Origin of the sequence: Mesorhizobium caraganae (assembly GCF_016836705.1) — a bacterium.
Lineage (GTDB): Bacteria > Pseudomonadota > Alphaproteobacteria > Rhizobiales > Rhizobiaceae > Mesorhizobium > Mesorhizobium caraganae.
In genome coordinates this window covers 103,423-130,242 of sequence record NZ_JAFCGY010000016.1, presented here as the reverse complement: position 1 = coordinate 130,242, position 26,820 = coordinate 103,423, and the positions used below count along the sequence as shown (strand labels likewise).

Below are 26,820 nucleotides of genomic sequence, written 5' to 3'. Positions count from 1 at the left end.
CCATCCGTGTAGCCCATCTAGGCCCGCGCTCAGATATCCGCGCGCAAAAGGCCGGACATATGAGCGCAAGCGATCCGATCAAACTATCTCACCAAGCCTTGCAAGCAGGGGGCCGTCCACATATGAGTACCGGAAGCGCAGGAGCCCATCGTTCGCAGGCCGGCATCACCTGAATATCAATAGATCCGAAAAAAAAGAGGCTCCCGACCGGCAGGGCGGCGGGAGCCACGAAAGAGCGCGGGAGGAAGCGCTCGGGAGGTTCAAAAAACGTTGGGTGTCGTGGTCAGCGGCGCGGCGTTGGCGATCATGCGGATGGCACGCGCCTTGTGCACGCCGGACTGGGCGGCGATGACACGCAGGCACTCCGCGCTCTCGGCGCCCCAGGCCTGGCCCTTGCAGGCAAAATCGATTTCCGGCACCGGCAGCCGGGCGGTCTTGATGGTGGTCGGCGCGCCATCGACGACATTGGCCGGCGGGTTGAGCGATGCAAAGGCCGGACCGGAAGCCGGCGTCAGGAACAGGACGGCAAGCGCGCAGGCGCCCAGCATCGAGAACATCACCACCGGATGGTCGCTGGCGCGCTGGCGCAGTGCCAGTTTGGCGCGCCGTTCATTGCTGGCGATCTCGGCTTTCGTATACATGTTGCTCCCCTTCGATTTCTTATGAAACGAACTTAAACGCGCCTGGTAACGGGCGAATGATGCGCTTGGCTTGCCCGCGTAACAGGCTTGAAACAAGAAATTCGGGCATGTCCGGGCAAATCCGGTCATGTGCCGACGGCAGGGTTCGTTTGCGGTGCTGTTTCATGCGCGCAATCAAAACGTTGACGACAGGCGGGCCGTGAACGCAGCAAAGCCTACTGCTGGCCAGTCAAACTATGAACAAGCTCACACTGCGGATTGAATTTGCGACGGCAGGCATTTTTTCATTTCTGGACAGGGCCGCTTTTTTTCGATCCGGCGCGTCCAAATCCGTATGCGAGACGGCCATTTCACGACCTGGGCTAACGCCCGGATTTTCCGGGATTTTCTTCGATCGAGCCGGCTCCGAGCTGGCTCGACTACACTATTGAGAAACCTCCTGATTTCCACAAACCATTGCATTTCAACGCAAAATGTGATTTTATTGAATGAGTATTCAACAAAAAAGAGCTTTCTATGAACTCGCACCTCCGTGACGTGGCGATCCCCAATGATTGGGACCGGCGGGGCCTGCCGGGCTGGGCTTATCATTCCGACGCGCTTCTCGAACTCGAGAAGGAATACGTCTTCCGAAATCATTGGCAGATCGCCGGCCATATCTCCGACGTGCCGAATGCCGGCGACTATCTGACCATGGACGTGGTCGGCGAGCGGGCGCTGATCGTGCGCGGCAAGGATGGCGTCGTGCGCGCCTTCAACAATATGTGCCGGCATCGCGGCAGCCGCGTCGTCGCCGACAGCCAGGGCACCTGCAAGAACGCGCTGGTCTGCCCCTTCCATGGCTGGGTCTACAATCTAGACGGCACGCTGCGCGGCGCCGCCCGCCCGCGCTCCTTCCCCGAACTCGACAAGACCGAATTCGGCCTGATGCCGCTCGACCTCGAAGTCTGGATGGGCTTTATCTTCATCCGCTTTCGCAAGGGCGGCCCACAGCCTTCGGTGGCCGAACTGCTGAAGCCGATCGAAGCAGAGATGGCTCACTACAATGTGGCCGAGATGGTGCCGTCCTGGGGAATCTGGACGCAGAAGTCGCCGGTTAACTGGAAGTCGGTGCGCGACGTCGACAACGAAGGCTACCACGTCGCCATGGCGCATCCGGCGCTGCAGGATCTCTACGGTGCGACCTATTTCGACGAGCCGTTCATCAACGGCGTGTCGCGCTCCTTCGCCACCTACAATCCGCATGCGGGACGGCGCTGGAGCGTGCGCGAGTACATCAAGCTTGCGCCCGACGCGTCGCATCTGCCGGAGCATCTGCGCAGGGCCTGGATCTATTACGGCATCTTCCCCAACAACGCGCTGTCGATCATGCCGGAATCGGTGCAGTTCTATCAGGAGTTCCCGCTGTCGACCGGGCAGACGCTGCTGCGCGGCGCCATCTACCGCTACCCCGACGAGACGCGCGAACAGGCCGCGGCCCGCTATCTTGCCTACCGCATCGACCGCGACACCATGAACGAGGATGTGCAGCTTTCGGTATGGTCGAACGAGTCGATGATTTCAGACGCCTTCGAGGGCTTTTATCTCTCCGACCTCGAATATGGCGTGCGCACCCACCACGACCATCTGCGCAAGCAGATTCCGGTTCTGGGCCTGGAGACGGCACCTGAGGAAAAGGACATGTGGTCGCTGAACGACGCGCTGAGGTCGCGGGGGTAGCGCGGCGACGAAATTGCCAATCTCCCCCCTCGTGGGGGAGATGTCCGGCAGGACAGAGGGGGGCGCGAAGGATCGCGAGCCTTTCCTACCTTGCGATCACTCGCGAACTAGCGAACATGCGCTGTGGAGCAGCAGAGAAGGCGGCGGGACAGCGCCCCCCTCTGCCCTGCCGGGCATCTCCCCCACAAGGGGGGAGATTAGCCTATCACCCCTGCCAGACCCCTTCTTTCCTCAGATCATCCATGGTCCGCAAAATGCCTTCGCGCAGGATCGCCACCATGTCGTCGATCTGCGCGCGCGTAATGATCAGCGGCGGCGACATCACGCACATGTTGATCAGCGGCCGCACCAAAAGGCCGAGTTCATGGCAGTGCGCGTCGATGCGTTTGCCGACATCCTTGTCGAGCTGCAGCGGGTCCTTGCTTTCGCGGTCGGCGACGCATTCGACGCAGCCCATCAGCCCCATGCCGCGGACTTCGCCGACCAGCGGCAGTTCCTCGAGCGTCTTCAGCCGCGCCTGGAAATAGGGCGCGACCTCGCGCGTATGGGCAAGCACGCTGTCTTCGAGGATGTCGAGGTTCTTCAGCGCCACCGCGCAGCCGATCGGATGGCTTGTGTAGGTCAGGCCATGGCCGAACAGCGCGTCGGGATGGTTGGAGCGGCGCATTTCCTGAAGCAGCCGCTCCGAGATGATGACGCCGCCGAGCGGGAAATAGCCTGAGGTGACGCCCTTGGCGAAGGTGATCATGTCGGGGTCGATGCCGAACACGTCGCCGGAGGCAAAGACATGGCCGAGCCGGCCGAAGCCGGTCACCACCTCGTCGGAGATATAGAGGATGTCGTTGTCCCTGCAGATCTCGCGGATGCGCTTGAGATAGCCATCCGGCGGCACGACGACGCCACCCGATGCCTGGACCGGCTCGCCGACGAAAGCGCCGATCTTCTCAGGCCCGACGCGGGCGACCGTGTCGCGGAACTGATCGACCAGGAAATCGGTGAAGGCGGCGATATCGATGCCTTTCAGCCGCCGGAACGGGTCGGGCGAGGACAGTTTGACCACCAGATCGTCGGCGCCGTCCATCCAGTCGCGGTCGCGCGGCCGACCATTGAGCGACGCCGACAGATAGGTCGAGCCGTGATAGGCGCCGCCGCGGCTGAGGATCAGCTTCTTTTCCGGCCGTCCGCGCACATTGTTGTGGAACTGCATGAAACGCAGCGCCGTCTCGACAGCCGACGAACCGCCGGTGGTGAAGAAGGTATGGCTGAGATCGCCCGGTGCATGATCGGCAATGCGCTTGGCGAGTTCGGCGGAGGGCGCATTCATCGTGTACCAGGGCGTGTTGTAGGACAGCATCATCGCCTGGTCGTACATCACCCGGGCCAGTTCCTCGCGGCGGTGGCCGATATTGATGCACCACATTCCGGCAGGTCCGTCGATCAGCCGCTTGCCTGTCACATCGGTGATGTAGATGCCGTCGCCTTCGCCGATCAGCGCACGTGCTTCATTGCCGACCGAGCCGGCATAAGGCCAGGGCTGGACAAGATGGCGCTTGGCGAGCTCGACCGCATCGTCGTCACCAGCCATCTCCATCGCTCTTAGGTCTCTTGCAGCCGCCATCATTGCCTCGCAGGTCTGGAACGCAATTTTCGCCGGACACGAAACGAAGCGCCAAGCGTTGAAAAGCGGGCTTTCTTAACTTCATTTTGAATGTCCATTCAATCAATATTACACAAATAGCGCTTGATTTCAATCCACGGATGCGCTCATGATGAAAGAAAGCCGGCAAGCTTGGAGCGCGGCCACCAAAAGCGGTCATAGGCTTTGGTTCGATCGCGCTCCGCAAAAATTGGGAACAGGCAGCCGGCCCGGTCAATGGGAGTCGCATGGCGGAACAGTTCGAGCCAGCAACCGAGATCACGCCCGGAGCGCTGCAATGACAGCGGCTGCCGAACGGTCGCCCGCGTTCGGCATGACGCGGGCTAGGCGAAACGCCCTTCTGCAGTCCGAATCCGTTCAGGGCTTTGCCCTGATCAGCCCGACCTTCGTCTACGCTTTGATCCTGCTTGTGCTGCCGATCCTGGTGGTGCTCGCCCATTCGTTCTGGACGCAGCACTACCTCACCATCGACCACACTTTTACACTGGAAAACTACCGCATCGCGCTGACCGAGCCGATCTACCGCGATCTCCTCTGGCGCTCGCTCTACATCTCGCTGACGGTAAGCTTCTTCACCGTCATCCTCGCCTATCCGATTGCCTATTTCATCTCGTTCCACGGCGGCCGCCACAAGAGCCTGTGGCTGTTCCTGATTACCATCCCGTTCTGGACCAGCTATCTGCTGCGCGTGATGTCGTGGAAGGTGATCCTCGGTTATAATGGCGTGCTCAATTCCGGTCTGATGGGCCTCGGCATCATCGACGAACCGTCGACGGCACTCCTCTACAATTCCAGCGCCGTCATCATCACGCTGACCCATGCCTGGGCGGCCTTCGCCATCCTGCCGATCTTCGTCTCGCTGGAGAAGGTCGACCGCACGCTGGTCGAAGCGGCCACCGATCTCGGCGACGGTCCGCTGCACTCCTTCCTGCGGGTGACGCTGCCGCTGTCGGCGCCTGGCGTCATTTCGGCGGCGCTCATCGTCATGATCCCGACGGTCGGCGATTACGTCACCCCGAAGTTGGTCGGCGGCAAGGACGGCGTGATGATCGCCAATGCCATCCAGGCGCAATTCGGCAAGGCCGCCAACTGGCCGCTCGGCGCGGCACTTTCGGTCACCACCATGCTGGTCGTGTCGCTGATGGCAGGCGCCACGGTGCTCATCATCCGCGCCATTCAGAGGCTGGCGCGATGACGGCGATGCGGCGCTTTTTTGCCGGCGGCTGGCTGACCGCCTACGCCTTCCTCTACATCGTCTTTCTCTATCTGCCCGTGATCTTCCTGCCGATCTTCTCGATCAACACCGCGCCGACGCCGAAGTTTCCCCTCACCGGCTATACGCTGAAATGGTACGAAGACCTGCCCAAGACGCCGGCGCTGCTTGATGCCGCCTGGAACAGCCTGATCGTCGGTGTCTCGGCATCGGTGCTGGCGACGTTGCTCGGCATCCTCGCTGCCCGCTCGATCACCCGCTATCGCTATCCCGGACGCCGCACCATCAACGGCCTGATCATGGCGCCGCTGGTGCTGCCGGAAATCATCCTCGCCATCTCCATGCTGCTGGTCATGCTGCAGCTCGGCCTCAGCCTGTCGCTGTTCACCGTCGTGCTCGGCCATGTCCTGATCTGCATCCCCTATTCGATGACGGTTCTGACCGCGGGTTTCGAAGGTTTCGACCGCAGCCTTGAAGAGGCCTCCGCCGATCTCGGCGAGAGCGCCTTCGGCACCTTCCGGCGGGTGACGCTGCCGATGGTGGCGCCGGCGATCATTTCCAGCCTGCTCGTCTGCTTCACCATCTCGCTCGACGAGTTCGTCATCGCCTTCTTCCTGACCGGAACCGAGACGACGCTGCCGATCTATATCTGGGGCCAGCTGCGCTTCGCCGCCAAGCTGCCGGGCGTGCTGGCGCTGGGCACGCTGCTCTTGGTTGCCTCCTTTGTCTTGATGACCGTTGCCGAGATCCTGCGCCGCCGTGCGGCCAGGCGCACCCAGAACGAGGGAGGCCTCTATGCCTGAGCCAACCCAGGCCGAACGGCCCCAAACCGACCGAGCGATGATCGAGATCCGCAGCGTCACCCGCAGCTACGGCGCCTTCAAGGCGCTCGACGACGCGACTCTGACCATCAGGGAAGGCGAGTTCTTTTCGCTGCTCGGTCCCTCCGGCTGCGGCAAGACCACGCTGCTGCGCATGATCGCCGGTTTCGACAACCCGACCAGCGGTTCGATCTCGGTCGGCGGCCAGTCGATGGAAGGCATCCCGGCCAACCGCCGGCCGACCAACATGGTGTTCCAGAGCTACGCCATCTTCCCGCATCTCAACGTCGAGCAGAATGTCGCCTATGGGCTGAAGCGGCTGAAGCTTGGCGGAACCGAAGAAACGCGCCGCGTCGAGGAGGCGCTGGCGCAAGTGTCGCTGACAGGCCTCGGCAAGCGGCTCGCCACCGAGCTTTCAGGCGGCCAGCGCCAACGCGTGGCGCTCGCTCGCGCTTTGGTGATGCGGCCCAAGGTGCTGTTGCTCGACGAGCCGCTGTCGGCTCTCGACAAGAAATTGCGAGAGCAGATGCAGGTCGAGTTGCGCCGGCTGCAGCAGGCGGTCGGCATCACCTTCGTGCTCGTCACCCACGACCAGTATGAGGCGCTGGCAATGTCCGACCGCATCGCCGTGATGTTCGGCGGCAAGATCGCGCAGGTCGCCTCGCCCAAGGAAATCTACCAGCGGCCGGTCAACCGCCAGGTCGCCGACTTCCTCGGCGGCATGAACTTCGTCAAGGCTGAGATCGTCGAGGAGAATGCCGCCTCGCTGGTCGTCGACACGCTGGGCTTCGGTCGCGTCAGGACCGACAAGCCGAAGGCCTTCGTGCGCAATGGCGGCGGTGCCACGCTCGGCATCAGGCCGGAGCGCCTGCGTGTGCTGTGGGACAATGCGACGGCCAAATTCGAGGTCGCCGGCAAGGTGGTCGAGCGCCATTATTTTGGCGAGATCACCCATCTGATCGTCGAGATACCCGGATTGGAAAAGCCGCTGTCGGTGACCGAGACCAATGATTTCGGCGCCGACGATATCCCGGTCGGCACCTCCATCCGCCTTGCTTACGATCCCGAGGCTTTGGTGGCCATGGCGGACTGAAGCTCGGTTACGATCTCTTTGGCAGCGATCCGCCCCATCACGATCGCACCTTCGACATAGCCCGGAAAAGACGGCGACAGTTCCGACGATGCGAAATGGACAGGAGCCGCGCCGGCGCGGATCGTGTGTTCGGCATCCCGTGCCGTTACATCGACAATGAGGTCGCTGTAGGCGCCGCCGCTCCAGCGGTCCTGGATCCAGTCGCGCTGGCTGAAATCGATAATGTCGGCCGCGTCCGGACCAAGGGCGCTCACCAGCCTTGCCGTTACTTCCGCGCGCAGCGCAGCATCGTCGAGTGGGCGCCAGCGCAGTGCCAGCGGGCCGCCGACGAAGACGACGAGTGCGGCGTGGTCGATATCCTTGCTGGCGTCACAGGCGAACAGGCCCGGCAAATCGCGCCACATCACCATGCCGCACAGATCGCGATCGCGCCAGAACGGCTTGGGATAGCGCACGAGCAGCTTGATCACCGCGCCGCTTTCCCAGACGCCAAGCGCCTTCTCGAGGACCGACGGCAAGGCCGGCGCGAAATCGAGCTTCGCGGCCGTTGCCGGCGGAAGCGCGACCAGCACTTTTCGCGCCTCTATGACGCTACCGGCCGAGACGACACGAACGCCATGCGGTCCGTGCTCGATGCGCGTGACCGGTTCGTTCAACCGCACCCGGCCACCGAGATCGCCAGCCAGATCCTCGGCCAGCGACTGCATGGTCTCGCGCAGCGAATATTGCAGTTCCGGCACCTCGTTGGTGATGCGGCGGTCATTGTCGATCAGGTGCCACAGCGGCACCTTGTCCATCGCCAGGCACCACAGGCCTTCGATCATCGACCGGAAAGCCGTCTTGGCGTCAGTGGGATCAGGCTGATGTTCAAGCCAGGTGGCAACGCTCATGCCGGCGATCGCAGGGTCGTCCGGCTCGATCGCATTCATGCGCTCGCGGATCGCCATCGCGCCGTAATAGGTCCGCTCGGCCTGTTCGACCGACAGCGACGGATGGGTGATGAAATCGCCATCCACATAGGTCTCGACGAAGGCCTTGCCCCGGGCCGCCGCCAGCGCCGTCACCTCCGGCATGTCTTCGCAGAAAAACTGACCGCCGCTGTCGATCCGTTCGCCAAGCCCGTTGCGAACCGCTTCTACCCTGCCGCCGACACGGTCGCGCGCTTCGAGCAGCACGACATCGATGCCGGCTTGCTTCAGCACAAGCGCGGCCGACAGCCCGGTGAAACCGGCGCCGACGATGACGACGTCGGTTCTTTCGGTCTTGTCGCTCAATAGCCGGCCTTGATCTTCTCGAATTCGGTGACCATGCGCTGCTTGAGCTCTGGCGGCACCGGCTGTTGGAACAGCGTCTTGTCGAGGAACTTGTCGAGATTGTCGAAGCCGCGGTCGGTCAGCACCTGATGGTCGATCGCCGCCATGCCGGCGCTGTTGCCGTGACCGTAACCGAAGGTCTTGACCAGATAATCGGACACGGCATGCGCGTTGACCGCACTCAGGAAATCATAGGCCTGGTCAAGCTTGCCCGGCGCGTCCTTCATCAGCACATAGCCGCACACCCAGGTCGAAATGCCTTCCTTGGTGTCGCGGTTCATGGCGATTGGCATGCCTTGGCCCTTGAGCGTCACGAAGGTCTCGTTCCAGCCCCAGACGAGGTCGACCTCATTGCCTGTAAAGGCCTGGTTGAGATCGGTATCGTCGGTCCAGTAGAAGCGGACATTCTTGTGCACGTCGCGCAGGAAGGCGGACGCCTCCAGGAACTGCGCGTCGGTCATCTTGGTCCAGTCCTTGAGGCCGACGACCAGGCTTGCCAGCGCATAGGCATCGTCGACATTGTCGCCGATGGTGACGCGGCCCTTGAATTTAGGATCGGCAAAAATCCTCAGTGATTGCGCCTCCTCAGCCGTCACCTTGTCGGTGCGATAGAGCAGCGAGGTGTTGCCCCAGTCGAACGGCATGAACCAGGCCTTGCCGTCAGCGGTGACGGCGAGATCCTTCATCGCCATGATGCCGGGATTGAGGTCCTTCCAGCCGGCGATCCTGGAGGTATCGAGCGGCTGCAGGATGCCGGCCGCACGCCATTTGGTCACGCTTTGCGAGCAGGGGTGGGCGATGTCGGCCTTGAAGCCGGCCCGCATCTTCTCGAAGGCTTCGTCCTCGTCGCCGAAGAAAGCGAAGGTCGGCTCGGCGCCGTATTTGGCGGTGTAGTCGGGATGCAGCAGCGGATCCTCATAACCCGACCAGTCGAACACGACGAGGTCGCCACCGCCCTCGGCATAAGCCAGCACGGCGCCGGCGCCCAATGCGAAGGCGCCGGCAAGGGCAAGGCGGCGAAGCATGGAATTCATGGTGCGAAACTCCCCCGTCGCAAGGATCTCAGGCGAGGTTAGGAGAATTCCCCGGTTTTGGCGAGCCTGCAAAAGCCGGCGCCGCCCCTCATTGTCCTGCCGGACATTTCTCCCCGTATAGCAACGGGGAGAAAGGGCTGACCGCATCCTCGGCACTATTTCTTGCAACGCTGGAGATTGGCGAAATCATCGATGACAGCACCCCTCTCCCCGTCACTATACGGGGAGAGGATGCCGACAGGCAGGTGAGGGGCAGCACAAACGCTCGGAAAAGAAAACGAGCATTCCATATCTGGCCTAACGCACCTGCATCAAACGCACCAGCCCAGCTCAATACCCCGCTTTGATCTTCTCGAATTCGGCGATCATCTTGAGCTTGAGGTCGGACGGCAGGGGCGACTGGAACAGCGTCTTGTCGACGAATTTCTGGACGTCGTCATAGCCCTTTTCCTTCAGGATCGCCTGGTCGACACCGGCCATGCCTTTGGCGTTCGCCTGGCCATAGCCCCAGTCCTTGACCAGCACCTTGGCCGTCTCCGGATCGTTGACGGCGTTCAGATAGTCATAGGCCTTGTCGATGTTGCCGGGCGCGTCCTTGAACAGCACATAGCCGCAGACCCAGGTCGAAATGCCTTCATCCGTGTCCTTGCTGGACTTGATCGGCACGCCGGCCGCCACGGACTGGACCGTCGCGTCGTTCCACGCCCAGGCCAGGTCAACCTCGCCGCCGGAGAGGAGCTGCACGATATCGGTGGTGTCGGTCCAATAGGAACGGACATTCTTGTGCACCTGCCGCAAGAAGTCGGAAGCCTGCTTGAACTGGTCATCCGTCATCTTGGTCCAGTCCTTCAGCCCGATGGCAAGGCTGGCCAGCGCATAGGCGTCGTCGACATTATCGCCGATCGAAACCCGCCCCTTGAATTTGGGATCGGCGAAGGCCTTTAGCGATTGCACATCCTTCGCGTCGATCTTGTCGGAGTTGTAGGTGAGCTGGGTATTTCCCCAATCCCACGGCATGAACCACGCCTTGCCATCCGATGTGGTGGCCAGATCCTTCATCGCCATGATGCCGGGATTGAGGTCCTTCCAGCCGGTGATCTTCGACGTGTCGAGCGGCTGCAGCAGTCCGGCTTCACGCCATTTGGTCACGCTCTGCGAACAGGGATGGCCAAGATCGGCCTTGAAGCCGGAGCGCACCTTCTCGAAGGCTTCGTCCTCGTCGCCGAAAAAAGCGAAGGTCGGCGAGTCGCCGCTCTTCTCGACATATTTCGGGTGGAAGCTCGGATCCTCATAGCCGGACCAGTCGAACACGATCAGGTCCTTGTCGGCGGCGACCGCTAGCGCTGCGGCCGAAGCCGCAAGCGTTGCCGTCAGCGCCAATGTCAGCGTCAGACGTCTGGTTAGTCTTTTCATTGCTGTTCCATCCTCTCTTGTCGTTGCGTCGCCGGCTCGACTGGCCGGCTTCTGGTTATCCGTAGTGCTTGGGAAAGGCCGCCGCGAGGAACGCATTCGCGGCTTGCAGCGCGGTTTCGCGCGTGGTGTCTTCGGTTCCCATCATCAGCCGCAGCCATAGCCCTTCCAGCATGGCCGACAGCGCCAGCGCCATCACCTGCGGCTCATAGGCATAGCCGCCGCTCTCTTTGAGCGTCGCGCAGAGATCGATGAAGACCTGCTGGTAATACGCGTCGCGGGAACTGCTCAGCGCCTGATAGACCGGCCGCGACTTGGCCTCGCCCCAGAAAGCGAGCCAGGCGGCGAGCTTGCGCTTGTTGCAGATCGAGCGGTCGAAGTCGGCCCAAACCAGCACCTGCAATTGGCGGGCCGGATCATCACCGGCTTTCTGCAGGGCAGCACGCCAATGTGCCGAATACTCGTCATACATATACTGCAGCGTGGCGATCAGCAGCTTCTCCTTGCTCTCGAAATGAAAGTTGACGATGCCGCGCGACAGGCCGGCGCCATCGGCGACATCGGCCATTGTTGTCTCCGCATAGCCGCGCTTGGCCAGCGAATCGATGGTCGCCTCGATTAGTTGCTGCTGCCTGACCTCCTTCGACGCCTTGCGGCCGCGTTTTTCCGGTTCGGTTTTTCCAGACGTGTCGGAGGACCGCTCTTCGCGCGCTGCAGCTTTCATCGGTGCCGTCATGCTCCACATTGCCGGCTATCCCAGCATAGCCGGCTTCCACCCGCGAAGATGAGTGGGACGGTGCTCACCACTGTCAAGCACCTTCTGCATGGCTTCCCAGGTTCGTATGTTCTTGTCGACATAGGCGGCCCCAACCGCGGCCGCCACGGTCCCGTAGAGCGGGCCTTTCAGCCTTTCCAGCTCGCCGCGCGCGACCTCGCGATACCAGGGATTGCGGTCCTTAACGACCACATCGGCAAAGCCGGCGCGCTGCATCGCCTGCGCATAGCGCGCCGGCGACGCCATGGCGAAGGACAGACCCTCAGCCGCGACATAGGCCTTCATGTCAGGTGACGGTTCGCCGTCATGGCCGATCAACCAGTCGGAGGCGGCAAAGACACCGCCCTGTTTCAGGACGCGAAAAATCTCGGCAAACAGCGCGTCCTTGTCGGGCACATGCAAAAGCGCATCCTTGGAGAAGACGACATCGAACGAAGCATCGGCAAAAGGCAGCGGCCCCGGCGGCGCCTGGATGAAGCTTGCGCGGTCTGAAAGCTCGCGCGCGGCGGCGCGCTTCCTGGCCGCCTCGATCACCGGCCGCTCGATGTCGAAGCCGGTGGCATGGGCAGCGCCGTGGCGCTCGACCAGATGCAACGCGATGCCGCCTGAGCCGCAGCCAATATCGAGAATGGTCTTGCCCTTCAGCGAGAGCCCTTCGATCACCCGGTCGACCTCATCAGGTCCGCCCGGCGACAGATAACCCTCGCTCCACAGCGCCTCGAGGAAGCGGATGGCGGTGTCGTCATATTCCGGCTCGGCATCTGCCGCTTCGATCATCGAACCTCGGTCCCGTCAGCCGAATTCAACACGTTCGATTGCCGGCAAAACGTAGCGCATGCCAGAGAAAACGCAAGACCATTTGTTGAACATTCATTCAATATGGCTGGACAAAATGGCGACTGCCATGCCAAATTCCGCACATTCGGGAACAGACCACGCAAAAATGAACAGCGGATCGCCTACGCAATTCCAGGAAAAGTGTGAGCGGTTTTCCGTCCGGAATTGCGAAAAAGAGAGAAGACTGAGGCAGAATGAAAGCTTGGGATGCGATCATCATCGGCGGCGGGCACAATGGCCTGGTCAACGCCTGCTACCTGCAGCGCGCCGGCCTCGACGTGCTGGTGGTCGAGAAGAACGACTGGGTCGGCGGTGCCGCCACCAGCCGTGAATTGACGCCGGGTTTCCTCTACTCCAACTGCTCCTATGTCTGCTCGCTGTTTCGTCCCGAGATCATGCGCGACCTCGAACTACCGCGCTTCGGCCTGCAGGTCATCTCCTACGAAGGCGGCGCGGTGTTTACGCGCGACGGAGACTACCTCGCCAACTACCGCGACCATGATGCGCACCGGCGCGAATTCGCCCGCTTCTCCAAGCGCGACGCCGAAGCCTACGATCGCTATTCGCGCGACGTGACGCGGCAATGCCGCTTCATCCAGCCGCTGCTGATGCGCACCGCTCCTGACCCGACCAGTTTTCGGCCACGCGACCTCGGCGAACTTCTCTATCTCGGCAAGAAATTCGCCGGCCTGTCGGCCGAGCAAATGGCGCTGACGCTGCGCTTCTGGACCATGTCGATCTCGGAATTCCTCGATGAATATTTCGAGACCGACGTCATCAAGGCGAACTTCGCTCTGTCCGGCATCATCGGCACCGCGCTCGGGCCAAGGTCACCCGGCACGGCCTATGTGCTGCTGCACCACTATATGGGCGAGGTCGATGGCTCGGTCGGCGCCTGGGGCTATGCACGCGGCGGTATGGGCGCCGTCACCAAGGCGCTTGCCGCCTCGTTCAAGGCCAGCGGAGGCACCATCCGAACCGGCGCCGAGGTTGACCATGTGCTGGTTGGCAGGGGCAAGGCGAAGGGCGTGGTGCTGGCCGGCGGCGAAGAGATTTACGGCAAGCTCGTCGTCTCCAACGCCGACGTGAAACGCACCTTCCTGAAACTGGTCGAGGAAAAGGAACTGCCCGACATCTTCCTGCGCCGGGTCAGGAATTTCAAGATTCGCGGTTCGTCCGGCAAGGTCAATATCGCGCTGGACTCACTGCCGGAATTTCCGGCGTTGCCGAAGGATTCGCCGGTCTATCGCGGCGACATGCATTTCACCGATTCGATGGAGCGCATGGAGCGCGCCTATGACGACTGGAAGGCCGGGCGCTGGTCGGCCGATCCGTTCCTCGACATGGTCATCCCGACGACGCTCGACCCGACGATGGCGCCGCCCGGCAAGCACTTCATGAGTTGCTTCGTGCAATATGCGCCGCCCAAGGTGGACGGCCGTGACTGGACCGATGCCGACCGCGACGGTTTCGCTGAAAGCGTGATTGCGCAGATCGCCGAATACTCGCCGGGTTTCCGCGACCGCATCGTCCACATGGAGGTGCGCACGCCGCGCGAGATCGAGGCCGAGGTCGGCCTCACCGAAGGCAACATTTTCCAGGGCGAACTGACCTTCGACCAGTTGCTGTTCAACCGTCCGGTGCCGGGCTACGCACAATACCGCTCGCCGGTCGGCGGGCTCTATATGTGCGGCTCCTCGACCCCTCCCGGCGGCGGCGTCATGGGCGCACCCGGCCGCAATGCGGCAGCCGAGATCCTTCGCGACCTCGCCAAATCGACCTCGCATATGAGCCCGGCCCATGACGTCATTTGATGCAATCGTCATTGGCGGCGGCCATAACGGCCTTGTCGCTGCCGCCACGCTGGCGAAGGCCGGCCGCAAGGTATTAGTGCTGGAAGCCGCCGTCGATGTCGGCGGCGCGGCGCGCACCGAAGACTTCGCGCCGGGCTTCCGCGTCTCCTCGATCGCCCATGTGCTCAACCGCCTGCACCCCGATGTGGTGAAGACACTGGAGCTGGAAAAGCACGGGCTGCAAATCGCGCGCGGCGACTTCATGCCGTCCGTTGCCTTGTCGAAGGATGGTCCGCCGCTGGTACTGCATGGCGCCTATGGCGAAGTGCTGACCGGTTCCACTCCGTCCGAGCAATCCGCCTGGAAGGAATTGCGCGCGCAGTTGCTCCGCTATGCCGGCATATTGAAACCATTCCTCTCCCGCCGCCCGCCCGATCTCGCCGGCATGTCGCTCAAGGAGACCGCGGCGCTCGGCCAGACCGCTCTGGCGTTGAAAAAACTCGGCAAGGAAGACATGCGCGACTTCCTGCGTGTTCTCCTGATGAACGTCGCCGACCTGCTCGACGAGCAGCTTGCCGATATCAGGCTGAAAGGCCTGCTTGCCTTCGACGCCACGCTGGGCAGCCATCTCGGCCCGCGATCGCCGACCTCGCTGCTCGGCCTCTACTACCGGCTGGCTGGCGAGACCGGCGGTGCGGCCGGCGCGCAGATGCTGCCGAAAGGCGGCATGGGCGCGGTCGTCACCGCCATGAGGTCTGCGGCGGAAAAAGCCGGCGTCACTATCCGCACGGCCGCACCGGTGGCCAGGATCATCATCGAGAAAGGCCGCGCCGTCGGCGTCGCCCTCGACAGTGGCGAGGTGCTGCGAGCGAGAACGATCGTCTCCGCCATCAACCCGGCGACCACCATGCTCGACCTCGTCGGACCGCGCGAGATTGACACCGGCTTTGTGCGCAAGGTGAAGAACATCCGCATGAAGGGCGATGCGGCGAAGCTGCATCTGGCGCTCGACCGGCCGCCGCAATTCACCGGTGTGGACGCCGCCGACCACAAGGGCCGCATGGTCATCGCGCCCTCGCCCGACCATGTCGAGCGCGCCTTCAACCCGTCGAAATACGGCGAATTCTCTGCCGAACCCGTGATGGAAATCACTCTGCCCTCGCTCTCCGATCCATCGCTCGCACCTGCCGGCGCCTGCGTGCTCTCGGCGGTGGTGCATTACGTGCCTTACGCACTGAAAGAGGGGTGGGACGCCGGTAAGCCGAAATTCCTGAAGGCGATCATGACGCAGCTTGAGACCTACGCGCCAGGCATCGGGAAATCAGTGTTGCATACAGAGCTTTTGACACCGGCTGACATCGAGGCGCGCTACCGCATGCCGGGCGGCCACTGGCACCACGGCGAATTGCAGGCCGATCAGATGCTGATGTCGCGACCGGTCTCCGGCTGGTCGGGCTACGACACGCCGGTCGAAGGGCTGTTCTTGGCCGGTGCCGGCTCGCATCCGGGTGGCGGTGTTTCAGGTGCGCCGGGCTTGAACGCCGCGAAGCGCATCATCGCGATGAAGGGGTGAGCATGATTTTGCAAGTCACAAACGGCGCGCTCTACGGCGAAGGATCGCTGTCATGAACCATCAACCCACCATCAAACCGTCAAAAGCCCGCACCGCAGCACAGGGCCATTTCCGCACCCTGCGTCTCGGCACGCCTTTCCAGCCACGCATCGATGCACTGGCCAGGACACAGGACTGGTACAACTGGGCCGGCTACCGCGCCCCGCATTCGCTGTGGGATGAGGAGCTCGAATATTTCGCCATTCGCAGCCAAGCAGCTTTGTTCGACATTTCGCCGATGACGAAATACCGCGTCGAGGGCCCGGATGCCGAAGCCTTTCTCGATCGCGTCACGCTGCGCGATGTGACGAAGCTGAAGCCCGGCCGCGTCCACTACACCGCCTGGTGCGATGACGAGGGTTTCGTGCTCGACGACGGCACGCTGTTCCGGCTGTCGCCGACCCGCTTCCGCTTATGCTCACAGGAACGGCACCTCCCCTGGCTGCTCGACAGCGCCATTGGCTTCGATGTGGCGGTCGAGGAAGAGACCGAAAGCATCGCCGGTCTCGCCCTGCAAGGACCAACCTCCTTCGCCGTGCTGCGCGATGCCGGTTTCGCCGGCGTCGAGACGTTGAAAATCTTCGACCTCGCCGAGTTCCCGCATGATGGCGGCACGGTAACCATCTCGCGCACCGGCTTTACCGGCGATCTCGGCTACGAACTGTTCGTACCGGCTGAGAATGCGCTGAGTCTGTGGGACCGGCTGATGACCGCAGGCGAACTGCGAGGCATCCGCGCCATCGGCTATACCGCGCTCAACCGCGCCCGCATCGAGGCAGGGCTGATCGTCGCCAATGCCGATTTCACCACCGAGCATGCCATTCGCGCCGACCGTTTGCGCATGCCGGATGAGATCGGCCTCGGCTTCATGGTCGATCTGGAAAAGGGTCATTTCAACGGCCGCCGCGCCATCCTCGAAGCCCGCGCCAGGCGCAAGCTGCGCCATGTGCTGGTCGGGCTCGAGATCGAAGGTAACATCCCGGCCGAACACGCCATCGTCTACCACAAGAAAAGCCAGGAGGTAGGCCTGGTCAGCGCCGCCATGTGGTCGCCGATGGCCAAGCGCAACATCGCCATCGCTTCGCTTACGCGGCCCTACGGTGATACGATGGTCGAAGACCTCTGGGTCGAGATCTACGCCATGCGCGAGTTGCAGTACCAGAAGCTGATGAAGCGGGCCAAGGTGGTGGCGCGTCCCTTCATAAAACTCGACCGCCGCACCGCCAATCCGCCGGCGGATTTCTGACCATGGCCGGCGAACCCGATGATGAGGCGGAAACCGCCGAACAGTGGCAACTGGTCAACACGCCACTCGGCGAAAAATGGTCGGGCCGCACGCGTTATGCCGCCGCCATGTACTTCTACAAGCGCGGCGAAATGAGCGCCGAGACGCTCGAGGTCTACCGCATCTGCGCGCGGCTGGATTCGGAGAACCCGCTGCCCATCATCAGGGATCGCGGCACCGGCCAGGACTGGCTGAAGCGCATGGGCGTTTAGCCGATCGTCCTTTCCAGCACGCTCAACCAATTGCGATAGGCAATCTTCTCGATCAGCGTCCGGCCGAAACCGCGTGCGGCCAGCGCATCGATCAGCTTCGGCAGGCCGGCGACGTCGCCGATGACCGCCGGGATCATGGCGCCATCAAAATCCGAGCCGAGACCGACGCCGTCCTCGCCCAGCGCCTGCAGCAGCGAATCGACATGGCGCACCATGATGTCGAGGCTGGTGTCCGAGTTCATCCGGCCGTCTTCGCGCAGGAAGCCGGTGGCGAAGTTGACCCCGACCATGCCGCCGGTCTCGCGGATGGCGCCGAGCTGCCACTCGGTCAAATTGCGCGAATGGGTGCAGAGCGCATGCACATTCGAATGGGTGGCGACCAGCGGCGCGTCGCTGAGCGCGGCGACATCGCGAAAGCCTTTTTCGTTGAGATGCGACAGGTCGATCATGATCTTCAGCTGATTGCAGGCCTTGACCAGCGCCTTGCCGGCATCGGTCAGTCCCGGTCCGGTGTCGGGCGATGAGGGAAAGCGGAACGGCACGCCATGGCCGAAGGCGTTGGGACGGCTCCAGACGATGCCGAGCGAGCGCAGGCCGGCCTCATAGAGCACATCGAGCAGCGTGAGCTCGGGGTCTATCGCCTCGACGCCTTCGATGTGGAACACCGCCGCGATCGAATCTTTCGCCATCGCCGCGCGAATGTCACCGGCGCTGCGGCAGACCGTCAGCGCTCCCGCCCGCTCCAGCCGAAACAGGATCGAAGCCATGCCAATGGTGGACGTCAGCGCGTCAGCGCGCGGCAATTCCGGCGGCAGCGGCTCGTTGTCGCTCGGCGCCGGCGGCACCGCAGAGCGTTTGCTTTTCTCGACCGGTGGCGGGAAGATCGCGAACATGCCGCCTGCAAAGCCGCCCTTCCTGGCGCGCGGCAAGTCGATGTGACCGCCCTGCGTTCCCTCGACGAACAGCTTTTCGACGTCTGTGTCCTTCGACTGGTAAAGTCTCAGCAGCGTGTCGTTGTGGCCGTCGAAGACGGGGACGAGATCGGATTCGGTCATCAGGAAGCCATTCGGTCAGTTGGCAGGAGCGGACAAACCGCAGCGAACTGTGTACTTAGGCAAGAAGGCCGAACTGCGCAAATGCCAGAGACGTGTTCGCTCTTGTGGCTGAGCGGCTGGGTTACCCCTTCTCCCCCTGTGGGAGAAGGTGGCCGAGCGAAGCTCGGTCGGATGAGGGGTGCTCCAGCTTGGCATTGACGGCGATCCGTCCAACACCCCTCAACCGTCTCGGCGCTGCGCGCCGATCCCCTTCTCCCACAGGGGGAGAAGGGGAAGAGGTCTATTGCTTCAGCACATCGGCCCATTCCGGATGGCGGCGGAACTGGGCATTGGCGAAGGGGCAAAGCGGGATGATTTTCTTGCCCGCTGCGCGCGCATCCTCGACGGCGCGGGTGACGAGCCGAAGCCCGGCACCCTGGCCGCGAAACACGTCCGGCACTTCGGTGTGGTCGATGATGATCTGGTGCTCACCGACCTTGGTGAAGGTCATCTCCGCCTCGGCGCCGCCCGGCCCACGCAGGACATAACGGCCCTTCGAGCCGCGGTCCTCCAGTTCGATTTCAGGCAATTGGTCAGGCATTGCTTGCTCCTTCAACCGGCGCGCCAGCGAAAAGCCGCCTTGCCGCTTCGATCTCGTTCGGCTGCACCTCGTGGCCGCCATCGTGCCATTCCACTGTGACATCGGCGCCATCGGCGCGCAAATAGGCTTCCAGCCGCGACGTCAGATTGGGCGGGCAGATCGGATCGCGCTTGCCGGCGGTGAGCAGGATACGACGGCCGGCAAGGCTGCCTTTCACCTCAGGTTCGAACGGAATCAGCGGATGCATCAGCACCGCCGCATCGAACAGATCCGGCGCAGCGAACATCACGGAAGCCAGTATGTTGGCGCCGTTGGAATAGCCGAGGCCGAGCACGGAAGACGGCTTTGCCGCTTCCACCTGCGCCTTGATGAAGCCGGCCATCTTTGCGGTCGCCCGGCCAAGGTCGTCCATGTCGTAGACACCCTCGCCGGTGCGGCGGAAGAAGCGGGCAGCACCATATTCAGAGACATCGCCGCGCGGCGACACGATGGTCGCCCGGGGCGCGAGGTCGCGCCCCAGCGACAGCAGCTGGTTTTCGTCCGCTCCGGTGCCGTGGAAGACGAAGAGCAGCGGACCGCCGGGCGAACCCGGCAGCGCCTTATGAATGTAAGCGTCCTTGCTCATTGTCTCAGCCTTCCAGCTTCTGCAGATGTTCTTCGAGATAGGGCCTGAGATGCTGGTGCTGCGTCGGCAATTTCAGCGCCTCGCCGAGATGCGCGGTGTCCTCGTCGCGGTCGAAACCCGGCTCATTGGTGGCCACTTCGAACAGCACCCCGCCCGGCGTGCGGAAGTAGATCGCCCAGAAATAATCGCGGTCGATCACCGGCGTCACGCCATAGCCCGTATCGATCAGCGCCTTGCGCACTTCGAGCTGCTTGGCGCGGTTCTCCACAGCGAAGGCGACATGATGGACAGAGCCGGCGCCGAGATTGGCGAAGCCAGCCGTCGGCAGCGATTCGATGTCGACGACATCGGCGCCGTTGCCGTTCTTGATGGCGAGACGGCTGACATTGCCGGATTTGTCGACCTCCTCGTAACCCATGAACTTCAACAGCTCCTCGGTGGCGCCGCCATCCTTGAGACGCAGCGACACTGAATGAAAGCCGCGGATCGCTTCGTCGGCGGGAACACCGCCCTTCAACCATGGCGCGCGGCCGTCGGCCTTGTCTTCAACCAGCGCAAAACCATCGCCGTCGGGGCCGGCGAAGGCGAGGCGCTTCTCGCCGAACGTCTCCTCGCGTGAAACACCCGTAACGCCTTCATCGGCAAAGCGCTTTTCCCAATAGCCAAGCGTGCCCGCCGGCACGGAGTAGGCCGTGGTGCCGACCTCGCCGACGCCGTGGCGGCCCCGGGCAATATCCGGGAACGGAAAATAGGTCATCACCGAGCCCGGCGTGCCGTGCTCGTCGCCATAGTAGAGGTGATAGACATCGGGCGCGTCGAAGTTGACGGTCTTCTTGACCCGGCGCAGACCGAGCTTGTGTGTAAAGAAATCATTGTTCTGGCGCGCATCGCCGGCCATTGACGTGACGTGATGCAAGCCCTTGATCTGGTCGAGCATTGTCTTGCTCCTTCCCTTGGTGTTTGTGCGGCCCTCGCCGCTGTCCACGCCTATATGAGGGGCCGCCCGGCGCAGGCAAAGGCGGCAAACTCAGAATGGACTGTATCCCAATCGTGAACAGTAGAAAAATTTCGTTCACCATTTCCGTAAAGCCGACGGTCTTGCGCCGCCGCCAGAATCCGGTTCATTGAGCGTCTTCCCGACGTGACAGGATACAGCCATTGGCCGCGAAAAGCAGACGTCCGAACATTCTCCTGATCTCCTGCGACCAGTGGCGCGGCGATTGCCTGTCGGCTGCCGGCCATCCCACGGTGAAGACACCGAACGCCGATGCGCTGGCCGCCGAGGGTGTCCTTTTCAAGCGACATTATGGCGGTGCGGCGCCCTGCTCGCCGGCCCGCGCTTGCCTCTACACCGGCCTCTACCAGATGAACAACCGCGTCTGCCGCAACGGCACGCCGCTCGACGCCCGCCACGGCAACATCGCGGTTTCGGCCCGCGCCCTCGGTTACGATCCGACGCTGTTCGGCTACACCGACGTCTCGTCCGATCCGCACACGTTGGCGCCGGGCGATCCCCGGCTGAAAACCTACGAGGGCGTACTGCCCGGCTTCAGCGTGCGCCAGTTCCTGCCCGAGCATCAGAAACCGTGGTTGTCATGGCTGACGGCGCGCGGGCTCGACACCAGCGCCGGTTCTCCCGGCATCCATCGCCCCCTCGGCGAGGAAGCAAGCGACGGTGTGACCAACGCGCCGCCGGTCTATTCCAGGGACGAGACACCGACGGCTTTCCTCGCCGGCGAATTCATCCGCTGGCTGGGCGAACAGGATGTGCCCTGGTTCGCGCATGTGTCCTTTATCAGCCCGCATCCGCCCTTCATCGTGCCCGAACCTTACAACACGCTGTATGATCCCACGGACGGCCCGGCCTTTCCTCGTGGCGAAAGCTGGCAGGCGGAGGCGGAAAGCCATCCCTATCTGGCCTACGATCTCGGCCGGCAAAAGCGTAAGAACTTCCGCCCCGGCACTGACGGCAAGGTGCGCGACTGGGGGGACGACAACATCCGCGCCATCCGCGCGATCTATTACGGCATGATCTCCGAAGTCGACGCGCAGCTTGGCCGCATCTGGCAGGCGATCAAGACGGCAGGAGCCTGGGACGACACGATCGTCATCCTGACATCGGACCACGCAGAGATGATGGGCGACCATTTCATGCTCGGCAAAGGCGGTTTCTTTGACGGCAGCTATCACATCCCGCTGATCGTCCGCGACCCGCGCCGCGGCGAGGCGGCGGGCTCGACCGTCGATCGCTTCACCGAGGCCGTCGACGTCTTCCCGACCTTGCTCGATCTGCTGGATGCCGACGCCCAGCCGCATCTCGACGGCCGCTCGCTGAAACCATTCCTGGAAGGTAAACCGCCCAAGGATTGGCGCGACGCCGCGCATTGGGAGTTAGATTTCCGCTCCATTGCTGAAGGGGAAGCCGAGCGGCACTTCGGCCTCGCCTCGCGTCAGTGCAACCTCGCCGCCATCCGCACGGAAGACTTCAAATACGTGCACTTCGGCGGTGGTTTGCCGCCGCTGCTGTTTGACCTGAAAAAGGATCCGGGCGAATTGGCCAATGTTGCCGCCGACACGACCTACCTCGCCGCGCGGCTCGAATTTGCCGAGCGTCTGCTTGCCTGGCGCGCCGAACATCTCGACCAGTCGCTGGCGCTGGCAGAGCTGACCGAGGATGGCGTGGTTGGGTATGTAGGAGGCAGTAGGGCTTAGGCAGTAGGGAATAGAACGGCCCTACTGCCTACTGCCTACTGCTACTTCACCATCAACCGCTGCTCATTCCGCTTCTCGGCATAACTGCCCTTGTCGTAGGCGGCCTGCGCCTGCAGCTGCTCCTTGGTGAAATTGGTGTAGAGATACTTCTTGCCGTCCTTGTCGGTCATGAATTTGAGCTTGTCCATGCCGACCGCAACTTCCTTGGCACCGATGCCGAGGAACCCGCCAACATCGATGATGACGGCATCCGGCTTGCTGTCGGGCGCCAGCACGACGTCACCGATCTCGCCGACCTTGGCATCGTTGGCGCCATAGACGGTCGTGCCTTTCAGATCTTCGCCCCTGATCTCGCCGACTGGCATTTCCGTCAGCGTCGATTTGTCGATGGCTGCGGTCTGCGTCGGGTCGGTGGCTTTTGTACCGGCGGGAGCCTCGGCGGTCTTGTCCGCTGGCTGAGCATTGTCAGCCGGTGCGACGACCGTCGGGGTAGCGGGAGCGGTCGGCGACGTTGCGTCGGACGTTGTCGTCACCGGCGCCGGATCATAGGGCTTGCGGTCGAAATCAGGCTGTGCCTGCAGTTCCTCCTTCGTGGTGTGCGCCACCAGCCAGCGATCGCCGTTTTTCTCCGCCCACTCGGCCTTGGCGAAATCATAGGTGACATTCTTTTCACCCAGGCCGAGGAAGCCACCGACGCCAATCACCAGTGATTGCGCCTTGCCCTCCTTGGTCAGCACGATGTCGTTGACGTCGCCGATATTCTGGGCGTCGTCGCCAGTGCCATTGTAGACGTTCTCGCCGATGATGTTGGTAGCGAGATTGCCGTCGGCGCGTTTCACCGCCGGTTCCGACGGCGCGGCGTTGAGATCAACCGGCTTTTGCGGGTCGCTCTGCGCCGTGGAAGCAGGCGCCGGGGCCGGATCGTAAGGCTTACGGTCGAAGTCGGGCAGCGCCGTCAGCGCTTCTTTCGTCGTCTCGGCGACGAGCCAGCGGTCACCATTCCTCTCGACCCATTGCAGCTTGCCGTAGTCGAAGGCGACGTTCTTGCTGCCTATTCCGAGGAAGCCGCCGACGCCGATAATGGCGGATTTCGCCTGGCCGTTTTCATCGAAGACGACGTCGCTGACATCGCCGATCTTCTGCGCGTCATCACCGGTGCCGTTATAGACGGATTCGCCGATGATATTGGTCATCAAGGCGCCAGCGGCCTGCTGCGGCGCCGGAGCAATGGTGGCGGGGGCTTCAGCCGGCGCCGGGCTTGTCGCCGGGGCCGTCGTTGACTGCGCAAACGCGCCGGTGGCAATCAGCGTTGCAAGCGCGGTCGTCGCGAAAAGAGTGCGGATCATGATAACTCTCCTCTTGCCTGATCGTGCGCGCCACAACCGGCAAACCGTTGCCGGGAGACCGAAAGCGGCGCCTCCAATGGGATCACAACGTCGTGACAAGGCGCTTGTTCCGAAAAAACGAGGGGCATCGGGTACCTCGGGCAAGTCCGTGGAATCGCCCGACATTTCCGGCCGGCCGATGGAACCTTTGTAAGGCTTCGCCGTTTCAGCCTGCGGCTGGGCATTCCAGCCGCTAAAATGAATACGGAGCGGGCATGCGATTTGCGGCGGTGCTGAACCGGGACGGCGGCACCTTGCGGACGACCGATCTTTCCGTGTTTTCGGACCGGATGCGCCAGACGCTTGAGGCGGCTGGTCACACCGTCGACATCGACATCGTCGATGGCAAGGACATTGTCTCAGCGCTCGACAAGGTCGCCTCGCGGCGCGGCATCGAGGTGGTGCTGGCCGGAGGTGGCGACGGCACCATTTCGGCCGCCGCGGCGCGGCTGATGAACAGCAAGAAAGCCTTGGCTGTCCTGCCGGCCGGGACCATGAACCTGTTCGCCCGCGGCCTGGGCATTCCGCAGACCCTCGACGGGGCCCTGACTTCCTTTGCCGACGGCGAGGTCGTCGCGGTCGACATCGCCAGCGCCAATGGCCGGCCCTTCGTGCATCAGTTCTCCATCGGCCTGCACGCCAGGATGGTGAGACTGCGCGACACAATGGAGTTTACTTCGCGCCTGGGAAAGATCCGTGCTTCGGCAAAGGCCGCCTGGACGACGATCAACAATCCGCCCGCCATGAAGGTGACGTTGACGGTCGGCGACGCCGAGATCGTGACCCGCATCAGCGGCATCGGCATCTCCAACAACCTGTTCGGCGAGGGTCACCTGCCCTATGCCGACAACCCTGCCGGCGGCGTGCTCGGCATCTATGTCACCGTGGCGCGGCGGCGCGGCGAACTGGCCAGAGCCCTCTTCGACATGGCGCGCGGCAGATGGCGCGACAGCGATCATGTCGAGATCCATCAGGCCGACAAGGCAGTTGTGAAAATCCACACGGGAAGCAAGAAGTTCGGCGCCGTCATCGACGGCGAACTGGTCAAGCTGGAGCGCGAAACAGCTGTGCAGATTCACCCCGGCGCGTTGAATGTTCTGGTGCCGGCGCGCGCTGCGCAGGCAAAGGCCGCCTGATGCGAGCGCCGACGACGGCGAGCGCTTTAGCCGCCGGCCGGCTGGCTCTGACTGGCGGGCGCGCTCTGGTTTGCGGGCGCGCTGTTGTCGATCTTTTCGCCATAGATCTCGGCGATGCCCCAGGCGATGAAGGCCAAGAGCAGCGCTGCGATCAGGATGCGCAGCCCATGCCAACCCCAGCGCCCCTGGCGGGCCTTGTTCTCAGGGATGATCTTGGTCATTGGCGCCGTTCCCATCATACGACTGCAGACGTGGCGGATAAAACCACGGCTGGCGAAACATGGACAGGTAACGATTGCTTGCTACAAAAGTTCCGGGTCCCGACGGCAGCGCACAACGCGCGGCACTGCGGATGGGACCTGCAAGCGAGGGGACTTGGTGGATAAGAAGGTGGAGAAGGGTCTGCCGGCCGACGTTCGCCGCGCCGTGGCGGCGCCGGAGCGGCTTACCGTACTGCACGGGCTCGACGCGATCGACACGGCCTCCGATCCCGACTTCGATCACATCACCGGTCTTGCCGCCGCCGTGATGCAGGCGCCAATCGCCTTGGTCACGTTGCTCGATACCGAACGACAATGGTTCAAGTCCTGTGTCGGACTGGACGAGACCGAGACCGCCACCGACATCTCGTTTTGCGCGCACGCCATTGCCGCCGGCGACGAGCCTATGGTGGTGACCAATGCCAGCATCGATCCCCGCTTCGCCGCCAATCCGCTCGTGACCGGTAAGCATCATCTGCGGTTCTATGTCGGCGCGCCCATGGTGGTGGCCGGTGCGCGCATTGGCACCGTATGCGTACTCGACCGGGAACCGCATGACTTTCCGTCCCCTGCCGCACTCGATCAACTGAAGGCGTTGGCCAGTCTCGCCGCCAGCCTGTTTACGCTCAAAAACGCCACCCGCAGCGGCGCCATCGCCGCCGCAGCTTTGGCGCAGGAGGAAAAGCGCCGCGCCATCGCGCTCGATGCCGCCTCGCTTGCCAGCTGGGCCTGGGATATCCGCACCGACATGATCGAATGCGATGTGCGCCTGTCGGAACTGTTCAATCTGCCGCGCTCGAACCGGTTGCGGGCGCGCGACATATTGGGCGCCATCGACCCGCGCGACGTATACCAGACCGAGACGCGCTTTCGCGACGCCCTGACCGGCAGCGACGATTATTTCGGCGAATACCGGGTCAAGGGCTTCGATCCGCCGCGCTGGATAGCCACCCGCGGCCGCGTCATCGAGCGCGACGGCGAAGGCAAACCGACGCTGATCTTCGGCGTCAACTACGACATATCGGAACGCAAGCTCGGTGAGGAGCGGCAAAGGCTGTTGTTGCGCGAGCTCAACCACCGGGTCAAGAACACGTTGGCGACGGTGCAGGCACTGGCGACGCAGACCGTTCGCCACGCCCGCCGCCCAAGCGAATTCCTCGAAGCCTTCGGCGCCAGGCTGCAGGCGCTGGGGGCTGCCCATAACCTCTTGTCCGATCGCGAATGGCGCGGCATCGGCATCCGCGAACTGATGCAGATCGAGGTTAAGCCGTTCGATTCGACCGAACAGCCGCGCATCGCGATTTCCGGCCCGGATCTGCTGCTTTCGCCCGACCAGGCGGTGGGGCTCGGCCTGATCATGCACGAACTGGCCAGCAACGCGCTGCAATACGGATCGCTGTCGGTGGGCTCGGGAAAGGTCGACGTCGACTGGAAGGCGCTGGGCAAGAAAGGCGCACGCCGCCTTGTGCTGACCTGGCGCGAAAGCGGTGGGCCGCAGGTCCAGCCGCCGGAACGCCAGGGATTCGGCTCGATCCTTATCCGCCGCAGCCTGGCCAAGGTTTTGTCCAGCGAGGTTGTGCACGAGTTCCGTCGGGAAGGCGTGTTCGCGGAAATATCGATGCCGCTTGAAGATTTGCCGAGCTGAAGCGTCG

At 62.9% G+C, this 26,820-nt stretch carries 24 protein-coding genes; 11 read left to right on the top strand and 13 right to left on the bottom strand.

Features of this window, described 5'->3' with window-relative positions:
* Positions 1-260: 260 nt before the first annotated feature.
* On the bottom strand, positions 261-641 hold the full coding sequence (locus JQK88_RS23705; RefSeq protein WP_192259380.1) for a hypothetical protein: 381 nt from the start codon (positions 639-641) through the stop codon (positions 261-263).
* Between the two features lie 516 nt (positions 642-1,157).
* On the opposite strand from JQK88_RS23705, the gene JQK88_RS23700 reads away from it, so the two are divergent.
* Entirely contained in the window at positions 1,158-2,360 is a 1,203-nt protein-coding gene (locus tag JQK88_RS23700; protein WP_203279596.1) for an aromatic ring-hydroxylating oxygenase subunit alpha, read from the top strand.
* 205 nt (positions 2,361-2,565) lie between these two features.
* Here the strand turns inward: JQK88_RS23700 and JQK88_RS23695 are convergent, their stop codons facing one another.
* A complete protein-coding gene (locus JQK88_RS23695; protein WP_203279595.1) occupies positions 2,566-3,978 on the bottom strand; it encodes an aminotransferase in 1,413 nt (470 codons plus the stop codon).
* A 316-nt stretch (positions 3,979-4,294) separates the two neighbouring features.
* Here JQK88_RS23695 and JQK88_RS23690 point away from each other — a divergent pair, with 316 nt between their 5' ends.
* From JQK88_RS23690 to JQK88_RS23680, 3 genes are read left to right on the top strand one after another with little or no spacing between them, the layout of a single operon-like run.
* Positions 4,295-5,212 carry an ABC transporter permease gene (locus JQK88_RS23690; RefSeq protein WP_203279594.1) on the top strand — a complete coding sequence of 306 codons (918 nt, stop codon included), beginning with the start codon at positions 4,295-4,297 and terminating at the stop codon, positions 5,210-5,212.
* On the top strand, positions 5,209-6,033 hold the full coding sequence (locus JQK88_RS23685; RefSeq protein ID WP_203279593.1) for an ABC transporter permease: 825 nt from the start codon (positions 5,209-5,211) through the stop codon (positions 6,031-6,033). Before JQK88_RS23690 ends, JQK88_RS23685 begins: the two co-directional genes overlap by 4 nt.
* Before the next feature lie 37 nt (positions 6,034-6,070).
* Positions 6,071-7,144, top strand: a complete 1,074-nt coding sequence (locus tag JQK88_RS23680) for an ABC transporter ATP-binding protein (RefSeq protein ID WP_203279601.1) — start codon at positions 6,071-6,073, stop codon at positions 7,142-7,144.
* Here the strand turns inward: JQK88_RS23680 and JQK88_RS23675 are convergent.
* The 5 genes from JQK88_RS23675 to JQK88_RS23655 all read right to left on the bottom strand — a co-directional run bounded on the left by JQK88_RS23675 (position 7,108) and on the right by JQK88_RS23655 (position 12,453).
* Positions 7,108-8,418: a flavin monoamine oxidase family protein gene (locus JQK88_RS23675; protein WP_210388368.1), complete on the bottom strand. Its 1,311-nt coding sequence runs from the start codon at positions 8,416-8,418 to the stop codon at positions 7,108-7,110. The genes JQK88_RS23680 and JQK88_RS23675 overlap by 37 nt on opposite strands.
* Positions 8,415-9,491 (bottom strand): extracellular solute-binding protein, encoded by a 1,077-nt coding sequence (locus JQK88_RS23670; protein WP_192259374.1) that lies wholly within the window; start codon positions 9,489-9,491, stop codon positions 8,415-8,417. The genes JQK88_RS23675 and JQK88_RS23670 overlap by 4 nt, the downstream gene beginning before the upstream one ends.
* A 330-nt stretch (positions 9,492-9,821) precedes the next feature.
* The gene (locus JQK88_RS23665) at positions 9,822-10,904 is read right to left on the bottom strand and encodes an ABC transporter substrate-binding protein (RefSeq protein ID WP_203279592.1); all 1,083 of its coding nucleotides are present in this window, start codon (positions 10,902-10,904) and stop codon (positions 9,822-9,824) included.
* A gap of 55 nt (positions 10,905-10,959) precedes the next feature.
* Positions 10,960-11,625, bottom strand: a complete 666-nt coding sequence (gene betI, locus JQK88_RS23660) for a transcriptional regulator BetI (RefSeq protein WP_203279591.1) — start codon at positions 11,623-11,625, stop codon at positions 10,960-10,962.
* Positions 11,626-11,652: 27 nt separating this feature from the next.
* Entirely contained in the window at positions 11,653-12,453 is an 801-nt protein-coding gene (locus tag JQK88_RS23655) for a class I SAM-dependent methyltransferase (RefSeq protein ID WP_203279590.1), read from the bottom strand.
* A 254-nt stretch (positions 12,454-12,707) separates the two neighbouring features.
* Here JQK88_RS23655 and JQK88_RS23650 point away from each other — a divergent pair, with 254 nt between their 5' ends.
* The 4 genes from JQK88_RS23650 to JQK88_RS23635 are packed head-to-tail and all read left to right on the top strand — an operon-like array spanning position 12,708 to position 17,415.
* Positions 12,708-14,327, top strand: a complete 1,620-nt coding sequence (locus JQK88_RS23650) for a phytoene desaturase family protein (RefSeq protein ID WP_203279589.1) — start codon at positions 12,708-12,710, stop codon at positions 14,325-14,327.
* Positions 14,314-15,879, top strand: coding sequence for a phytoene desaturase family protein (locus JQK88_RS23645; RefSeq protein ID WP_203279588.1), 1,566 nt, complete (start codon positions 14,314-14,316; stop codon positions 15,877-15,879). Before JQK88_RS23650 ends, JQK88_RS23645 begins: the two co-directional genes overlap by 14 nt.
* Positions 15,880-15,931: 52 nt before the next feature.
* Positions 15,932-17,164 carry an aminomethyl transferase family protein gene (locus JQK88_RS23640; protein ID WP_203279587.1) on the top strand — a complete coding sequence of 411 codons (1,233 nt, stop codon included), beginning with the start codon at positions 15,932-15,934 and terminating at the stop codon, positions 17,162-17,164.
* 2 nt (positions 17,165-17,166) lie between these two features.
* On the top strand, positions 17,167-17,415 hold the full coding sequence (locus tag JQK88_RS23635; protein ID WP_192259369.1) for a hypothetical protein: 249 nt from the start codon (positions 17,167-17,169) through the stop codon (positions 17,413-17,415).
* Here JQK88_RS23635 and JQK88_RS23630 read toward each other — a convergent pair.
* The 4 genes from JQK88_RS23630 to JQK88_RS23615 all read right to left on the bottom strand — a co-directional run bounded on the left by JQK88_RS23630 (position 17,412) and on the right by JQK88_RS23615 (position 20,612).
* Complete coding sequence (locus tag JQK88_RS23630) at positions 17,412-18,470, bottom strand: dipeptidase (RefSeq protein WP_203279586.1); 1,059 nt, start codon at positions 18,468-18,470, stop codon at positions 17,412-17,414. The two genes, JQK88_RS23635 and JQK88_RS23630, sit on opposite strands and share 4 nt — an antisense overlap.
* 280 nt (positions 18,471-18,750) lie before the next feature.
* Positions 18,751-19,050, bottom strand: coding sequence for a GNAT family N-acetyltransferase (locus tag JQK88_RS23625; RefSeq protein ID WP_192259367.1), 300 nt, complete (start codon positions 19,048-19,050; stop codon positions 18,751-18,753).
* Positions 19,043-19,675 carry an alpha/beta hydrolase gene (locus JQK88_RS23620; RefSeq protein ID WP_192259366.1) on the bottom strand — a complete coding sequence of 211 codons (633 nt, stop codon included), beginning with the start codon at positions 19,673-19,675 and terminating at the stop codon, positions 19,043-19,045. The genes JQK88_RS23625 and JQK88_RS23620 overlap by 8 nt, the downstream gene beginning before the upstream one ends.
* A gap of 4 nt (positions 19,676-19,679) precedes the next feature.
* Positions 19,680-20,612 (bottom strand): VOC family protein, encoded by a 933-nt coding sequence (locus JQK88_RS23615; RefSeq protein ID WP_192259365.1) that lies wholly within the window; start codon positions 20,610-20,612, stop codon positions 19,680-19,682.
* Between the two features lie 221 nt (positions 20,613-20,833).
* Here JQK88_RS23615 and JQK88_RS23610 point away from each other — a divergent pair, with 221 nt between their 5' ends.
* On the top strand, positions 20,834-22,387 hold the full coding sequence (locus JQK88_RS23610) for an alkaline phosphatase family protein (protein ID WP_203279585.1): 1,554 nt from the start codon (positions 20,834-20,836) through the stop codon (positions 22,385-22,387).
* 41 nt (positions 22,388-22,428) lie between these two features.
* On the opposite strand, the gene JQK88_RS23605 is transcribed toward JQK88_RS23610, so the two are convergent.
* A complete protein-coding gene (locus JQK88_RS23605) occupies positions 22,429-23,733 on the bottom strand; it encodes a PRC-barrel domain-containing protein (RefSeq protein WP_203279584.1) in 1,305 nt (434 codons plus the stop codon).
* Between the two features lie 254 nt (positions 23,734-23,987).
* Here JQK88_RS23605 and JQK88_RS23600 point away from each other — a divergent pair, with 254 nt between their 5' ends.
* Positions 23,988-24,908: a diacylglycerol/lipid kinase family protein gene (locus tag JQK88_RS23600; RefSeq protein ID WP_192259362.1), complete on the top strand. Its 921-nt coding sequence runs from the start codon at positions 23,988-23,990 to the stop codon at positions 24,906-24,908.
* A gap of 26 nt (positions 24,909-24,934) precedes the next feature.
* Here JQK88_RS23600 and JQK88_RS23595 read toward each other — a convergent pair whose 3' ends face one another.
* A complete protein-coding gene (locus JQK88_RS23595) occupies positions 24,935-25,129 on the bottom strand; it encodes a hypothetical protein (protein ID WP_192259361.1) in 195 nt (64 codons plus the stop codon).
* Between the two features lie 157 nt (positions 25,130-25,286).
* Here JQK88_RS23595 and JQK88_RS23590 point away from each other — a divergent pair, with 157 nt between their 5' ends.
* On the top strand, positions 25,287-26,813 hold the full coding sequence (locus tag JQK88_RS23590; protein ID WP_203279583.1) for a sensor histidine kinase: 1,527 nt from the start codon (positions 25,287-25,289) through the stop codon (positions 26,811-26,813).
* Positions 26,814-26,820: the final 7 nt, after the last annotated feature.

Bases quoted from the DNA above. Each gene is read 5' to 3' on its own strand.
- JQK88_RS23700 (WP_203279596.1), top strand. From the start codon at position 1,158: ATGAACTCGCACCTCCGTGACGTGGCGATCCCCAATGATTGGGACCGG.
- JQK88_RS23690 (WP_203279594.1), top strand. From the start codon at position 4,295: ATGACAGCGGCTGCCGAACGGTCGCCCGCGTTCGGCATGACGCGGGCT.
- JQK88_RS23630 (WP_203279586.1), bottom strand. From the start codon at position 18,470: ATGACCGAATCCGATCTCGTCCCCGTCTTCGACGGCCACAACGACACG.
- JQK88_RS23695 (WP_203279595.1), bottom strand. From the start codon at position 3,978: ATGGCGGCTGCAAGAGACCTAAGAGCGATGGAGATGGCTGGTGACGAC.
- betI (WP_203279591.1), bottom strand. From the start codon at position 11,625: ATGAAAGCTGCAGCGCGCGAAGAGCGGTCCTCCGACACGTCTGGAAAA.
- JQK88_RS23655 (WP_203279590.1), bottom strand. From the start codon at position 12,453: ATGATCGAAGCGGCAGATGCCGAGCCGGAATATGACGACACCGCCATC.
- JQK88_RS23600 (WP_192259362.1), top strand. From the start codon at position 23,988: ATGCGATTTGCGGCGGTGCTGAACCGGGACGGCGGCACCTTGCGGACG.
- JQK88_RS23595 (WP_192259361.1), bottom strand. From the start codon at position 25,129: ATGACCAAGATCATCCCTGAGAACAAGGCCCGCCAGGGGCGCTGGGGT.
- JQK88_RS23680 (WP_203279601.1), top strand. From the start codon at position 6,071: ATGATCGAGATCCGCAGCGTCACCCGCAGCTACGGCGCCTTCAAGGCG.
- JQK88_RS23650 (WP_203279589.1), top strand. From the start codon at position 12,708: ATGAAAGCTTGGGATGCGATCATCATCGGCGGCGGGCACAATGGCCTG.
- JQK88_RS23645 (WP_203279588.1), top strand. From the start codon at position 14,314: ATGACGTCATTTGATGCAATCGTCATTGGCGGCGGCCATAACGGCCTT.
- JQK88_RS23665 (WP_203279592.1), bottom strand. From the start codon at position 10,904: ATGAAAAGACTAACCAGACGTCTGACGCTGACATTGGCGCTGACGGCA.
- JQK88_RS23640 (WP_203279587.1), top strand. From the start codon at position 15,932: ATGAACCATCAACCCACCATCAAACCGTCAAAAGCCCGCACCGCAGCA.
- JQK88_RS23685 (WP_203279593.1), top strand. From the start codon at position 5,209: ATGACGGCGATGCGGCGCTTTTTTGCCGGCGGCTGGCTGACCGCCTAC.
- JQK88_RS23605 (WP_203279584.1), bottom strand. From the start codon at position 23,733: ATGATCCGCACTCTTTTCGCGACGACCGCGCTTGCAACGCTGATTGCC.
- JQK88_RS23615 (WP_192259365.1), bottom strand. From the start codon at position 20,612: ATGCTCGACCAGATCAAGGGCTTGCATCACGTCACGTCAATGGCCGGC.
- JQK88_RS23635 (WP_192259369.1), top strand. From the start codon at position 17,167: ATGGCCGGCGAACCCGATGATGAGGCGGAAACCGCCGAACAGTGGCAA.
- JQK88_RS23670 (WP_192259374.1), bottom strand. From the start codon at position 9,491: ATGAATTCCATGCTTCGCCGCCTTGCCCTTGCCGGCGCCTTCGCATTG.
- JQK88_RS23625 (WP_192259367.1), bottom strand. From the start codon at position 19,050: ATGCCTGACCAATTGCCTGAAATCGAACTGGAGGACCGCGGCTCGAAG.
- JQK88_RS23705 (WP_192259380.1), bottom strand. From the start codon at position 641: ATGTATACGAAAGCCGAGATCGCCAGCAATGAACGGCGCGCCAAACTG.
- JQK88_RS23620 (WP_192259366.1), bottom strand. From the start codon at position 19,675: ATGAGCAAGGACGCTTACATTCATAAGGCGCTGCCGGGTTCGCCCGGC.